Source organism: Nonomuraea sp. NPDC054003, from assembly GCF_055585125.1.
The window spans coordinates 207,335-220,837 of sequence record NZ_JBVJKR010000005.1; the positions used below are offsets into that span (position 1 = coordinate 207,335).

The 13,503-nt window shown below is 72.9% G+C and carries 16 protein-coding genes; 15 read left to right on the forward strand and 1 reads right to left on the reverse strand.

Translation table 11 applies throughout. The features are described 5' to 3' along the window. Positions 1-37 precede the first annotated feature (37 nt). From ACZ6YG_RS14715 to ACZ6YG_RS14730, 4 genes are all read left to right on the forward strand, one after another. Entirely contained in the window at positions 38-217 is a 180-nt protein-coding gene (locus ACZ6YG_RS14715) for a hypothetical protein (RefSeq protein ID WP_466018251.1), read from the forward strand. A 135-nt stretch (positions 218-352) separates the two neighbouring features. Further along, positions 353-478: a hypothetical protein gene (locus tag ACZ6YG_RS14720; RefSeq protein ID WP_466018252.1), complete on the forward strand. Its 126-nt coding sequence runs from the start codon at positions 353-355 to the stop codon at positions 476-478. 32 nt (positions 479-510) lie between these two features. Beyond that, positions 511-1,179: a nitroreductase family protein gene (locus tag ACZ6YG_RS14725; RefSeq protein WP_148031486.1), complete on the forward strand. Its 669-nt coding sequence runs from the start codon at positions 511-513 to the stop codon at positions 1,177-1,179. A 111-nt stretch (positions 1,180-1,290) separates the two neighbouring features. Beyond that, on the forward strand, positions 1,291-2,199 hold the full coding sequence (locus ACZ6YG_RS14730) for a hypothetical protein (RefSeq protein WP_466018253.1): 909 nt from the start codon (positions 1,291-1,293) through the stop codon (positions 2,197-2,199). Positions 2,200-2,221: 22 nt separating this feature from the next. Here the strand turns inward: ACZ6YG_RS14730 and ACZ6YG_RS14735 are convergent, their stop codons facing one another. After that, on the reverse strand, positions 2,222-3,217 hold the full coding sequence (locus ACZ6YG_RS14735; protein WP_261808530.1) for a sulfotransferase family protein: 996 nt from the start codon (positions 3,215-3,217) through the stop codon (positions 2,222-2,224). Positions 3,218-3,271: 54 nt separating this feature from the next. Between ACZ6YG_RS14735 and ACZ6YG_RS14740 the strand changes: the two genes are divergently transcribed. From ACZ6YG_RS14740 to ACZ6YG_RS14790, 11 genes are all read left to right on the forward strand, one after another. Then, positions 3,272-4,588, forward strand: coding sequence for a lanthionine synthetase LanC family protein (locus ACZ6YG_RS14740; protein WP_397199002.1), 1,317 nt, complete (start codon positions 3,272-3,274; stop codon positions 4,586-4,588). Between the two features lie 34 nt (positions 4,589-4,622). After that, positions 4,623-4,748, forward strand: a complete 126-nt coding sequence (locus tag ACZ6YG_RS14745) for a hypothetical protein (protein WP_397199001.1) — start codon at positions 4,623-4,625, stop codon at positions 4,746-4,748. Next, positions 4,745-5,263, forward strand: a complete 519-nt coding sequence (locus ACZ6YG_RS14750; protein WP_466018254.1) for an NADPH-dependent FMN reductase — start codon at positions 4,745-4,747, stop codon at positions 5,261-5,263. The genes ACZ6YG_RS14745 and ACZ6YG_RS14750 overlap by 4 nt, the downstream gene beginning before the upstream one ends. 74 nt (positions 5,264-5,337) lie before the next feature. Next, complete coding sequence (locus tag ACZ6YG_RS14755; RefSeq protein ID WP_148031489.1) at positions 5,338-6,267, forward strand: sulfite exporter TauE/SafE family protein; 930 nt, start codon at positions 5,338-5,340, stop codon at positions 6,265-6,267. 72 nt (positions 6,268-6,339) lie between these two features. After that, positions 6,340-6,726 carry an RrF2 family transcriptional regulator gene (locus tag ACZ6YG_RS14760; RefSeq protein WP_148031490.1) on the forward strand — a complete coding sequence of 129 codons (387 nt, stop codon included), beginning with the start codon at positions 6,340-6,342 and terminating at the stop codon, positions 6,724-6,726. Positions 6,727-6,834: 108 nt separating this feature from the next. Further along, a complete protein-coding gene (locus ACZ6YG_RS14765) occupies positions 6,835-8,460 on the forward strand; it encodes a TIGR04028 family ABC transporter substrate-binding protein (RefSeq protein ID WP_466018255.1) in 1,626 nt (541 codons plus the stop codon). Continuing rightward, complete coding sequence (locus ACZ6YG_RS14770) at positions 8,461-9,393, forward strand: ABC transporter permease (protein ID WP_466018256.1); 933 nt, start codon at positions 8,461-8,463, stop codon at positions 9,391-9,393. Continuing rightward, positions 9,390-10,187, forward strand: a complete 798-nt coding sequence (locus ACZ6YG_RS14775) for an ABC transporter permease (RefSeq protein ID WP_466018257.1) — start codon at positions 9,390-9,392, stop codon at positions 10,185-10,187. The genes ACZ6YG_RS14770 and ACZ6YG_RS14775 overlap by 4 nt, the downstream gene beginning before the upstream one ends. Next, on the forward strand, positions 10,184-11,737 hold the full coding sequence (locus ACZ6YG_RS14780) for a dipeptide ABC transporter ATP-binding protein (protein ID WP_466018258.1): 1,554 nt from the start codon (positions 10,184-10,186) through the stop codon (positions 11,735-11,737). Before ACZ6YG_RS14775 ends, ACZ6YG_RS14780 begins: the two co-directional genes overlap by 4 nt. Next, positions 11,734-12,726 (forward strand): putative FMN-dependent luciferase-like monooxygenase, encoded by a 993-nt coding sequence (locus ACZ6YG_RS14785; RefSeq protein WP_466018259.1) that lies wholly within the window; start codon positions 11,734-11,736, stop codon positions 12,724-12,726. Before ACZ6YG_RS14780 ends, ACZ6YG_RS14785 begins: the two co-directional genes overlap by 4 nt. 122 nt (positions 12,727-12,848) lie before the next feature. Then, positions 12,849-13,433, forward strand: a complete 585-nt coding sequence (locus tag ACZ6YG_RS14790; RefSeq protein WP_466018260.1) for a CMD domain protein — start codon at positions 12,849-12,851, stop codon at positions 13,431-13,433. The last annotated feature ends 70 nt before the right edge of the window (positions 13,434-13,503 follow it).

Consider the following 13,503-nt stretch of genomic DNA (forward strand, 5'->3'; position numbering starts at 1 on the left):
GCAGACGCTGGAGGAGGCGCGCGCGTTCTACGCCGACGTGAAGGGCAGGCTGGCCCGTCACGGCAGGCGGCCGGACGAGCTCCTCGTGCTGCCGGAAATCTCGCCGATCATCGGGTCCACCGAGCGGGAGGCGCTGCGCCTGGAGAAGGAGCTGGAGGACCTCGTCATCCCCGCGTACGGGCTCACCCAGCTCTCCCCCATGACCGGCATCGACTGACCGAGGACGACCTGGACGGCCCGCTGCCCGACGTGCCGGCCGGCACCGAGGGCGCGCGGAGCCGGCGGCGGCTCGTCGTCGACCTGGCCAGGCGCGAGCGCCTCACGGTCCGCGGGCTCCTCCTTCGTCGACCACGTGGTGCCCGAGCCGCGGGCCAGAGGGCTGTTCCGGCACGAGTACGAGGGGCGCACGCTGCGCGGGCACCACGGCCTCGACCGGCCCGCCTCCCGTTACACGGCCGGGCAGGAGGCGCTCGCATGACCTGCGGACGTCGTTTTTGACAGGATGAGATCATGACGATCCTGCCGCTGAGCCCCGACGAGCTGCTCACCACCACCCGCAGCGTCCGCAAGCGTCTCGACCTGCGCCGGCCCGTGCCGGCGGAGCTCGTACGCGAATGCCTGGAGATCGCCCTGCAGGCGCCGAGCGGCGGCAACCGCCAGGGCTGGCACTGGATCGTGGTGACCGATCCCGGCCTGCGCGCCCGGATCGGCGACTACTACGGGCGTTCCGTACGCGCCTACCACGCGTCGGGGTCGTCCGCAGGGAAGCTGTTCCAGGACGACCCGGACCGGGCGGCGACGCAGCGGCGCATCTCCGACAGCTCCGCCTACCTGGGTGAGCACATGGGGGAGGTGCCGGTGCTGGTCATCCCGTGCATCGAGGTGCCCGGCGGCGGGTTCCCCGAGGGAAACCAGGCGGGGCTGTGGGGGTCGCTGCTCCCCGCCGCGTGGAGCTACATGCTCGCGGCGCGGGCGCGCGGCCTCGGCACCGCCTGGACCACCCTGCACCTGGCGTACGAGAGCGAGATCGCCGAGCTGCTCGGCCTGCCGGCGGAGGTCCGGCAGGGCGCCCTCATCCCGACCGCCTACTACACCGGCGACACCTTCAAGCCCGCCCCCCGGGTCCCGCTCGACCAGGTGCTCCATCTGGACGGCTGGTCGCGTCCCGGGCCGTCCTGATCCCGCGCTCCGCGGCCGGTTCTATGGCAAAGTAATCGGAAATACATAGATTGGCCAAGGAGAGGGTGGATCCACATGAGCGCCTCCGGTACGGGGCCTAGTCTCGGGCGCATGCCGATCGATGAGAACGCCGCCGCAGCCTGGCTTCCCGATCCCGCCCGCTCGGTGGTCGCGGTCGTCCCGCCGGGCGCCGGCGACGGCCACTGGGCGGGCGCGCCCTGCGCGGTGGCCGCCGACGGGTTCGTCTACCTCGCCTACCGGCTGCGCAGGCCGGTCGGGGAAGGGCGCGGCCACGCCGTCGTGGTGGCGCGCTCCGCAGGCGGCGAGCGGTTCGAGACCCTGCTGACCATCACCAGGGACGAGATGGACGCCGAGTCCCTGGAGCGCCCGTGGCTGACGACGACGGAGGACGGGCGCTGGCGGCTCTACCTGAGCTGTGCCACCTACGGGAGCAAGCACTGGCGGGTGGAGGTGCTGGAGGCCGCGGCCCCGGCGGCCTTCGACCCCCGGCTGCGCGCCACGGTGCTGCCCGGCGACCCGAAGACCGGGGTCAAGGACCCGGTGATCGTCCGCCGGGGCGGCACCTGGCACCTGTGGGCCTCCTGTCACCCGCTGACCGGGCCGGGGGAGGAGGACCGGATGGTCACCGACTACGCCACCAGTGCCGACGGCCTGGCCTGGACCTGGCACGGCACCGCGCTGACCGGCCGTCCCGGCTGCTGGGACGCGCGCGGCGTCCGGGTGAGCGCGGTCCGTTTCACCGATGACGGCGTGCTCGCCTTCTACGACGGGAGGGCGAGCGCGGCGGAGAACTACGAGGAGCGCACCGGCGTCGCGGCCGGGACGGACCCGGCGGCGCTCACCCCGCTCGGGTCCGCGCCGTTCGCCGCCTCGCCGTACGCGGGCGGCGGGCTCCGCTACCTGGACGTGGTCGACCTGCCGGACGGCGGCGTCCGCCTCTACTACGAGTACACCCGCTCCGACGGGGCGCACGAGCTGCGCACCGAGCTGCGGCGCTGACCGGCGCGGCACCGGCCCATGATCAGCCGATCACCGGGCGGCCGTTGCGGGCCTGGCGCTGGCCGTCCGGCCGCACGCCGACCTGCCCGCCCGAACGCTCCCTGGGCCGCACCCAGTCGCCGAAGTCCTCGCCGGTGACGCGCTGCAGCAGCTCGATGTCGTCGGCGAAGCGCGGGATGAGCTGCTGCCGCTGCTCCCAGGTCAGCGGGCGGCGGGCGGCGGACCGCCGTTGCAGCAGGTGCTCCACCGGCTCCGTCAGCGCCCGCGCCAGCCCGTAGGGGAGCGCGCGGCCGGTGCGGGCCAGCGCCCGCAGGGCCGCGGAGAGCAGCAGGTGCCTGCCGCCCGCGTCCGGGTGCGCGGTCACGTTCTCCCTCGGCGCCTCGGTCAGCAGGCCCTGCTCCACGCCGAGGAAGGCGCAGATGCGGTCCAGCGTGTGCGCCGGCCGGTCGACCAGGTCGCGGTAGCGGAAGACCAGCACCTGCTCGCGTGGGAACAGGGTGAACAGGTGGGCGAGCTGCTCGCCGTACCTGCCCAGCCGGACGTAGTGCCAGAAGTGCGCCCAGCCGTCCGCGACGCGCCGCTCCTCGGCGGCGCACGCGCGCACCACGTCGCCGATCGGCTCCAGCCCCGCCGACCACAGGTGGGTCCAGTTGGAGTGCGCCCGCTCCACCGGGTCGCGCAGGATCGCGATGAGCCGCGCGTGCGGGATCGCCGCGTGGATGCGGCGCTGCGCGTCCAGGTCGTAGAGGTAGAAGGGGGTGGCCTCGCCGCGCGCCGCGCCCGGCGGCGCGGCGGCGAACAGCGCCTCGTAGTCGGCTCTGCGCCACACGTGCTCCCGGTAGGTCTGCTGGTCGCCGGGCCCGCCGCGGTCCGGCGGCGGGCCGTCCGTGAGGAAGAACTTGGGTTCCTTCACGGGCGGCAGGTAGAGCCCGGGGTGCTCGCGGAGCGCGGCGTGCAGGGCGGTGGTCCCGGCCTTCGGAGCGCCGATCACCAGGAAGTCCGGCAGGGGCATCGTCATCGTCCTTCCGTCGGTAACCTTATTTTCCTACCAAAAGTATGGGATAATCTAGCCGTGAGCCTGGATGAGATGCGCCCGCAGAGAACCAGGGCCGACTCCCCGCTGACCGCCGCCATCTCGGCGGGCCGGTGGATCCGTTCCGCCGCCGTCGACGACGACCACGGCAGGCACTGGCTGGCCAACCCCGACGCGCGCGGCAGATCGGCCGTCACCCCGGAGCCGTCCTCCCTCTATTCGGGAGCGGCCGGCATCGTGCTGTTCTTCCTGGAGCTGGCCGCCGCCACCGGGCACGAGGCGTACCTGGAGGACGCCCGGGCCGGCGCCCGCAGGCTCGCCGCCACCTGGCGCGAGCAGCGCGACCCCACCCTGTACCACGGGCTGACCGGCACCATGGTCGCGCTCATGGAGGCCGGGTGGGCGCTCGGTGACGACCTGTTCGAGGTGGAGGCGGCGGCCATCGCCGACGAACTCGTCCGCAGAGGGCGCGAAGGCGGCGACGGCGTCGGCTGGTCCCGCGAGCCGGCCCAGCGCGGCGACGGCGGCATCGTCCTCGGCCTGCTGCGCGCCGCCGCCCACTTCGGCGCGCCCGCGTACGAGGAGGCGGCCGTCGAGGCCGGGCTGCGCATCGCCGCGCTGCCCGTGCCGGGCCACCGCTTCGGCGACTGCGCCGACCTGCCGCTGGACGCGGTCACGCCGGGCTTCCTGGCCGGCACCGCGGGCACCGCCTTCCTGCTCGCCCGCCTGTACGGGGTGACGGGGGAGGAGGTCTTCCTGCGGGCCGCGCGGCGGGGCGCGAGTTTCGTCCGCGAGCTCAGCGTCGTGACCGGTCAGTGCGCGGTCGTCCCGCACCACGTGCCGCAGGCCAGGCAGCTGCACTACCTCGGCTTCTGCTCGGGGTCGGCCGGCGTGGCGCGGATGTTCTACGAGCTGCACCGGGTGGACGGCGACCCGGGCGACCTGGAGTGGGTGGAGCGGCTCGCGAACGGCGTGGTGCGGAGCGGAGTGCCGCGCCGCCGCACCGACGGGTACTGGAACGTGGCCTGCCAGTGCTGCGGCACGGCGGGCCTGGTCGAGCTCTTCGTCGGCCTGTGGGCGGCGACCGGGCGGCGCGCGCATCTGACCTTCGCCCGCTCGCTGGCCGACGACCTGATCAGCCGGGCCACCGACCACGACGGGCGGGGTTACCGCTGGTATCAGGCCTACCGGCGGCTGCGGCCCGCCGAGGTGACGGCCGACACCGGTTACCTGGTCGGCGGGGCCGGCATCGGGGCCGCGCTGCTCCATCTGGACGCCGTCGAGCACGCGCGGCGCGTCATCCTCCTCCCCGACAACCCGTTCCCCGCCATCCCGGTGCCGTCCGCGGCCCTATAGCGTCTATTTCATGTATTTCAGATAGGAATAACTCATGCCAGAGCACGACTACCCCGGCGACGTCCACTGGTACGACCTGCCGGACGACGAAGTGGAGCTCGACGAGGCCCCCGTGCCGCAGAGCCGGCTGAGCCGTCTCATCCCCTGGAGGGCCGCATGAGCCTCGTCGTCCTGGTCGGCAACCCCCGGGAGGGCTCCCGTACGCGCGGCGTGGCCGTCGAGGCCGCGCTGGCGGTCGGGGAGCGGGTCGGGCTGCCGGCGCCGCACGACGTCATCGACCTGGCGGGACTAGGTCCGCACCTGCTGTCGCCGATCCCGTCGGCCGACGTGGAGGTGGCGCTGGAACTGGTCGCCGAGGCGAGCGTGCTGGTGGTCGCCAGTCCCACCTACAAGGGCACCTACACCGGCCTGCTCAAGGCGTTCCTGGACCGGCTCCCGCCCCGGGCCCTGGCCGGCACGGTCGTGCTGCCGCTGCTGGTCATGGGGGATCCGGCCCACTCGCTGGCGGTGGAGGTCCACCTGCGGCCCCTGCTGGTGGAGCTGGGCGCCACCGTGCCGACCCCCGGCCTGGCCGTGCTGGAGTCCCGGCTGCCGGACCTGCCGGAGATCCTCGCGGGCTGGGCGGAGCGGGTCGCCCCCCAAGCCAGTATCCAGTCCAAGAAAGTAGGGATTTAGGGCTTGACCGAGCCCCGCCCCTGCTTCAGGATTAACCCTACAAGTTAAGTAGGATTTATCGGAAAGGGTCGATCGTGCGAGCACTCCTCCTGCTCGGGCTGGTCGGTTTCGCGGCCCAGCTCGTCGACGGAAGCCTGGGCATGGCCTATGGCGTCACCTCCACCACACTGCTTCTGGCGATCGGCACCAACCCCGCCGCGGCCTCGGCGACCGTCCACCTGGCCGAGATCGGCACCACGCTGGCCTCGGGCATCTCCCACTGGCGCTTCGGCAACATCGACTGGAAGGTCGTCGGCAAGATCGGCGTACCGGGCGCGATCGGCGCGTTCGCCGGCGCGACGTTCCTGTCCAGCCTCTCGACCGAGGTGGCGGCCCCGGTCATGTCGCTCATCCTGCTGACCCTGGGCGTCTACATCCTGGTCCGCTTCACCGCCTACGGGCTGCCTCGGGGCAACCTGGGCAAGCCGCTGCGCAAGCGGTTCCTGGCCCCGCTCGGACTGGTCGCCGGGTTCGTGGACTCGACCGGTGGCGGCGGCTGGGGCCCGGTGGGCACCCCTGCCATCCTGGCCAGCGGCCGGCTGGCGCCGCGCAAGGTGATCGGGTCGATCGACGCCTCGGAGTTCCTGGTGGCGATCGCGGCCAGCGTGGGCTTTCTCGTCGGCATCGGCTCGGAGAACATCGACTTCGCCTGGGTGGCCGTGCTGCTGGCCGGCGGCGTGATCGCCGCGCCGATCGCCGCGTGGCTGGTCCGCCACATCCCGCCGCGCATCCTCGGCTCGGCGGTGGGCGGCCTCATCATCCTGACCAACGTGCGCACGCTGCTGCGCAGCGACTGGATCGACGCCTCCGGCGGCGTGCAGACCGTCGCCTACCTGGCCATCGCCATCCTCTGGGCCGGCGCGATCACCTACTCGGTGCGCGAGTACCGCAAGGACAAGGCCAACGAGTCGGTCGACGCGTACGAGGCGGAGCTCCGCAAGGAGGAGCCCACCGCCTCCGCCTGACCCACCGGACCGCCCGCAGGGCCCGGCCCCCGCCTCCGGGAGCCGGGCCCTTTCCGACCAGCACGGGAATCCATGAGAATCTCCGCACGCACCCAGTACGCCCTCGCCGCCATGATCGCCCTCGCGGAGGCCGGCGGCCCGGTGCACGCCGAGCGGGTCGCCGACTCGCAGGAGATCCCCCGCAGGTTCTGCGACAACATCCTGCTCCAGCTGCGCCGCGCCGGCCTGCTGCACAGCCAGCGCGGGCCCGACGGCGGCTACTGGCTCGCCCGGCCCGCCGCCGAGATCTCCCTGGCCGACGTCATTCGCGTGACCGAGGGGGTCGAGCAGGCCACCCGGCAGTTCCCCCGGGCGGCCGCGCCCCTGGACGCGATCTGGGCCCGCCTGCGCGACCACGAGAACTCCCTGCTCAGCGAGGTCACCCTGGCGGACGTCATGTCCCAGTCCGCGCCCTCCTAGAGCGTCCATGCCCACTTACCGGGGGGCACCCCCATGGTTATTCCATGGTTTTCCAGTAGGTTATACTTGGTTCTATCCCGTTCCGTTCCCTCGAAGGGCGATTTCCCCATGTCACGATCCAGACTGCGATCCACAGCCGTGGCCGGCGCCGCCATGCTCGCCGTCGTGGGGCTGCTCGGCGCCTGTGGCGGTGCGGGCCCCGCCGGGGCGGCCAGGGCGGCGGGCGAGCCGGCCTACGGCGGCACCCTCACCTACCTGGAGCACCAGCCGCCGACCTGCCTCTACCTGCCGGCCGCGGGCTTCTATCCCAACGGCGGCATCCTCAACCAGATCACCGACAAGCTCACCTGGCAGAACCCGGAAACCCTCGAGATCGAGCCGTGGATCGCCACCAGATGGGAGGTCAGCGAGGACGCCACCTCCTACACCTTCCACCTGCGCGACGGCGTGACGTTCAGCGACGGCACCCCGCTCGACGCGGAGGCCGTCGCGGCCAACTTCGACGTGTACGGCCTCGGCGACGAGAAGCTGAAGCTCCCGGTGGCCGAGTTCGTCAACAACTACGAGCGCAGCGAGGTCGTCGACCGGCTGACCGTGCGATTCCACTTCGCCAAGCCCTCGCCCGGCTTCCTGCAGGGCACCTCCGTCATCGGCGCGGGCCTGGTCTCCAAGAAGACCATCTCGCTGCCCTACGAGGAGCAGTGCCAGCTCAAGAACATCGCCGGCTCCGGCCCCTTCACCGTCAAGCGCCAGGTCGTCGACAAGGAGGTGCACCTGGCCGCCCGCGAGGACTACGACTGGGCGCCGCCCTCCTCCGAGCACCAGGGCCGGGCGTACCTGGACGAGATCAAGATAATCGTGACGCCGGAGGACAACGTACGCGTCGGCGCCCTCACCTCCGGGCAGGCCGACTTCGTGCGATACGTCCAGGCGTACGACGAGGAGACCGTCAAGAGCGCCGGCTTCACCATCTACGCCGAGCCCACCAGAGGCGTCAACAACGGCCTCTACCTGCGGCCGGGCAACAGCATCCTGAAGGACCCCGACGTCCGCCAGGCCCTGCTGGCGGGCACCGACGCCCGCGAGGTCGTCGACACCCTGTTCACGCCGAGCTACCCGGTCGCCACCTCGGTGCTCAGCCACCTCGCCCAGGGCTACGTGGACCTGTCGCCGCGGCTCGCCCACGACCCGGACAAGGCCAACGCGCTGCTCGACAAGGCCGGCTGGGCCCGCGGCGCCGACGGCGTCCGCGAGAAGGACGGCAGGAAGCTGCGGCTCGGCGTCTTCGTCGCCGGCCCGCAGCCGCTGTCGAAGCAGACGCTGGAGCTGATCGGCCAGCAGTGGGCCGAGCTCGGGGTCAAGCTGGAGATCCGCCCCGCCGACGCCGGAACCCAGGCCGTCGACATCAAGGACGCCGAGAAGACGCCCCTGCAGCACTCCATGGTGGGCCGCGCCGACCAGGACGTCATCAAGAGCCACTTCCACAGCGAGAACCGCGACGCCATCCTGTCCGACGACGAGAAGCTCGACCGGCTGCTGGCCGAACAGTCCGCCGAGCCCGACGTCGCCGCGCGCAACGCCAAGGTCGGCGAGATCCAGCGTTACGTGATCGACCAGGCCTACGCCATCCCCCTGTTCGAGGAGCCGCAGGTCTACGGCGGCGCCCCGCACGTGCACGGGATCGCCTTCGAGGCCGTGGCCAGGCCCTGGTTCTACGCGACCTGGAAAAGCTAGATGACCAGATACGTCCTGTTCAGGGCAGGTCAGGCGGTCCTCGTGCTGTGGGCGGCCTTCACCGCCGCGTACGTCCTGCTGCGGCTGCTGCCCGGCGACTCCATCCTGATCAAGTTCCAGAACCCCGAACTGGGGCTGTCGCCGCAGCAGATCGCGGAGATCCGCGCCCACTACGACGGCGGCGCCTCCGCCCTGGCGACCTACCTCGACACCCTGTCCGGCTTCCTGCGCGGCAGCCTCGGCTACTCGATCGACACCGGCACGCCGGTGACCGAGCGGCTGGCCGAGGCACTGCCGGAGACGGCCAGACTCGCCTCGGCCGGATTCGGGCTGGCGGTGCTCATCGCGGTCGCCATCGCCTTCGGGGCCGCCTCCAGCAGGTCCTCGTGGATCAGGGGCGCGCTGCTGTCGGTGCCGTCGCTGTTCGTGTCCGTGCCGGTGTTCTGGCTGGGCATCCTGCTCATCCAGGTGTTCTCGTTCCGGCTGGGCCTGGTGCCCGTCATCGGCGGCAGCGCGGCCCAGCAGCTCATCCTGCCGGTGCTGACCCTCGCGGTGCCCATCTCGGCGCCGATCGCCCAGGTCCTCGCCCGCGCCGTCGACCAGGTCAGGGCCCAGCCGTTCGTCCCCGTGGTGGCGGCCAAGGGCGCCTCGCGGCAGTGGATCCTGTGGCGGCACGTCGCACGCAACGCGACGCTGCCCGCCCTCACCATGGCGGGGCTCGTCTTCGGCGAGCTCATCGCCGGCTCCGTCGTCACCGAGACGGTGTTCGGCCGCAACGGCATCGGCCGGCTCACCGAGCAGGCCGTCAACGCGCAGGACACGCCGGTGATGCTCGCCGTCGTGGTGCTCGCCGCCGTCGTGTTCGTGCTCGTCAACCTGGTCGTCGACCTGCTCTACCCGGTGCTCGACCCGCGGCTGAAGGCGGCGCCGTGAACCGCGTCGGCCTCGGGCTCGCCGCCGCCTGGCTGGTGATCGCCGTCGCGCTGCTCTGGGCCGTCGTCCCAGGGCTGTTCACCGGCTACGACCCGATCGCGGGCGTGCCGGCCGAGAAGCTGCGGCCGCCGGGCGGACCGCACCTGTTCGGCACCGACCCGGTGGGCCGTGACCTGTTCGCCCGCGTGGTGCACGGCTCGGCGCACTCGCTGTCGGGGGCGTTCACCGCCGTCGCCGTCGGCCTCCTGCTCGGCACCCTGCTCGGGGTGCTGGCCGGCTCGGCCGGCGGGCTGGCCGACGACGCCGTCATGCGGCTGGTAGACGTCTTGCTGTCGGTGCCGGGCCTGCTCCTGGCGCTCACGGTGATCATCCTGCTCGGTCCCGGCACGGTCAACGTGGCCATCGCGGTCGGCGTCGGATCGGTCGCGGCCTTCGCCCGCCTCACCCGGTCCGAGGTGGTACGGGTGCGCCGCACCGACTACGTGGAGGCCGCGTTCGGCAGCGGCGGACGCTACCCGGCCGTGCTCTGGCGGCACGTGCTGCCCAACTCGCTCGGGCCGGTCGTCGCCCTGGCCGCGCTGCAGTTCGGCCTGGCCATCCTCGCCATCTCCACGCTCGGCTTCCTCGGCTACGGCGCCGAGCCGCCCACCCCCGAATGGGGGCTGCTCATCGCGGAAGGACGCAACTACCTGGCGACGTCGTGGTGGCTGACCACGCTGCCGGGCGCCGTCGTGGTAGCCGTCGTGCTCGCGGCCGGCCGGATCAGCCGCTCGATCGGAAAGGACACCCCATGAGCCTGCTCGACGTACGCGATCTCGCCGTCTCCTACGACGGGCGGCGCGCGGTGGAGGGCATCTCGTTCACTGTCGATCCGGGCGAGGTCGTGGCCCTCGTCGGCGAGTCGGGCTCCGGCAAGTCGACCACCGCGCACGCCGTCATCGGCCTGCTGCCCGGCAACGCCACCGTCGACCGGGGGCGGATCCTGCTCGGCGACGCCGACCTGGCGACCTGGTCCGCGCGGCGGATGGAGGCGCTGCGCGGCGCCCAGATCGGCCTGGTGCCGCAGGACCCGGCCAACTCGCTGAACCCCGTCAAGACCATCGGCGCCCAGGTCGGCGAGGTCATGCGCATCCACGGACGGGGCGACCGGCGGGAGATCCGGCGGCAGGTCATCGAGCTGCTCACCCGCGTCGGGTTGTCCGACCCCGAGACGCGGGCCCGCCAGTACCCGCACGAGCTGTCCGGCGGCATGCGCCAGCGGGTGCTCATCGCCATCGCGATCGCCCTGCGGCCCAGGCTCGTCATCGCCGACGAGCCGACCAGCGCGCTGGACGCCACCGTGCAGCGGCGCATCCTGGACCTCATCGACGACCTGCGCGCCGAGTTCGGCACGGCCGTGCTGCTGGTGACGCACGACCTCGGCGTGGCCGCCTCCCGCTCCGACCGGCTCGTCGTGATGAGGGCCGGCCGCGTCGAGGAGCAGGGTCCCACGGCCGCCGTCCTCGCCGCCCCCGAGGCCGCGTACACGGCGAAGCTCTTGCGGGACGCGCCCGCCCTGTCCGTACGCGAGTACCGCGAGGCGGAGCCGGCCCCCCGCGAGCCCGCGATCGTGCTCCACGACCTGGTCAAGGAGTTCCGGCTCGGCCGGCGGCCGTTCCGAGCCGTGGACCGGGTCTCCTTCGAGGTGCCGCGCGGCACCACCCACGCGCTGGTGGGGGAGTCCGGTTCCGGCAAGACCACCACGGCGCGCATGGTGGTGCGCTTCACCGAGCCCACCTCCGGCACCGTGACGATCCCCACAGCCGGCGAGGGCCGCCGGTTCCGCCGCCACGTGCAGCTCGTCCACCAGAACCCGTACGGCTCGCTCGACCCGCGCCAGTCCGTGGCCGAGATCGTCGCCGAGCCGCTGCGCAACTTCCGGCTCGGCGACCGCGCGGCCCGCGCTGCCCGGGTCGCCGAGCTGCTGGACCGGGTGGCGCTGCCGCGCGACCTGGCCGGGCGCAGGCCCAGGGAACTCTCGGGCGGCCAGCGCCAGCGGGTCGCCATCGCCCGCGCGCTGGCCGTCGAACCCGGCGTGCTCGTCCTCGACGAGGCCGTCTCCGCCCTCGACGTCACCGTGCAGGCCCAGATCCTCGACCTGCTCGAACAGCTCCAGCGGGACCTGGGGCTGACCTACCTGTTCATCTCGCACGACCTCGCCGTCGTACGGCAGATCTCGCACACCGTCTCCGTCATGAGCGAAGGACGAATCGTGGAATCAGGCACCACCCGGCAGGTCTTCACCGAGCCCGGCGACCCCTACACCCGTGAGCTGCTCGCCGCGATCCCGGAGCCGGTGCGATGAGGCTCGGATTCTTCACCCGGCTGCTCGACGACGTGCCGCCGGGTGAGCGCTACCGGCTCGCCGCCGAGCAGATCCGGCACGCCGAGGCCGCCGGCTTCGACACCGCCTGGGTCGCCCAGCACCACTTCGACGGCGACGAGGGCGGCCTGCCCGCGCCCCTGGTCTTCCTCGGCCACGTGGCCGCCGCTACTAGCCGCATCCGGCTCGGCACCGGCATCATCACGCTGCCGCTCGAACACCCGGTGCGGGTGGCCGAGGACACCGCCGTGCTCGACCAGCTGACCGGCGGCCGGCTCGAGGTCGGGGTGGGCAGCGGCGGCACGCCCGCGTCGTTCGCCCCGTTCGGCCACGACAGCGCCGACCGGGCCGCCCTCTACGCCGAGCACCTCGCCGTGCTCATCGCCGCCTGGTCGGGCGCGGACCTGGGCGGCGGCAACCGGCTCTACCCGCCGGCGCCGCGACTGCCCGGCGCGGTCTGGGAGGCGACGTTCTCCGCCGCCGGCGGCGCCCGCGCGGGCCGGGCGGGGCACGGGCTCATGCTGTCGCGCACCCAGCCCAGGCCCGCCGACCGGCCGCAGGCGACCCTCGCGGAGATCCAGCGGCCCATCGTCGACGCGTACCACGACAACCTGCCGCCCGGCGCCGTCCCGCGGATCATGGCGTCACGGACCGCGTTCGTGGCCGACAGCAGGGCCGAGGCGCTGCGCTGGGCCGAACGCGGGCTCGGCCGCGGCAGGCTGCCGTTCGAGCTGCCGGACGGCGGCCTCGACACCCGGATCGCCGCCTTCGACGTGCACGTCGGCACCCCGCAGGACGTCATCGAAAGCCTGCGGGCCGACCCGACCCTCGACCGGGCGACCGACCTGGTCCTCCAGGTCCACTCGGTCGACCCGCCGCACCCTCTCATCCTCCGCTCCATCGAGCTCCTCGCGACCGAGGTCGCCCCGGCGCTCGGCTGGACCCCCGCCCAGGAAGCGAGCCGCACATGACCGCCGAACCACCCTTGAGCCCGCAGCCGCAGGTGAACACCGGGCCAAGCTTGAGCTTGGAACCGCAGGTGACCATCGAGCCGCGCCTGAGCGGGGAGCCGCGCTTCGGCACAGAGCCACACATGATCACCGACGTCATCGACCATCTGGCCGGGGTCGCGCCCGGGTCGCCGCTCGACGGGCTGCGTCGCCGGCGGCCCGCCGCTCGCGAGCACGCTCAGCGCTCCTTCGACGCGCTGTTCGCGCCCGGCTCGGAGACCGAGGTCACGCTCGTCGAACGGGACGCGGTCGCGGCCTTCGTGGCCGGGCTGCACCGTGACGACCCCGCCGTCCGCTTCTACGCCGACCGGCTGGCCGAGCTGGCGCCTCGCCTGGCGGACACCGTACGGGCCGAGACCGCGGCCGGACTCACCACCGGACCGTACGGGATCGACCCCGCCGTGCCCGCCGACGGCGCCGAGGGACTCCGCTACCGCGTACGGAATCCCGGCGCGCTGGGTGTCCGCCTCACCGCTGCGTTCGAGCACACCCACCTGCTCGTGTTCCGGCCGCGCGAGGCGAGCCGGGAAGCGCTCGGCGCGCTGGAGAAGGCGGGCTGGAGCACCACCGGCATCGTGACACTCTCGCAGCTCGTCGCCTTCCTCAGCTTCCAGATCCGGGTAGCGGCCGGGCTGCGGCTGCTCGGCCGTACGGAGGTGGCGGCGTGAGTGTCGTAACGAAGAACCGGGTCGATCGTGCGGGGGTGGCGGGCGTGGATGTCGTGACGCTGGAGCGGCT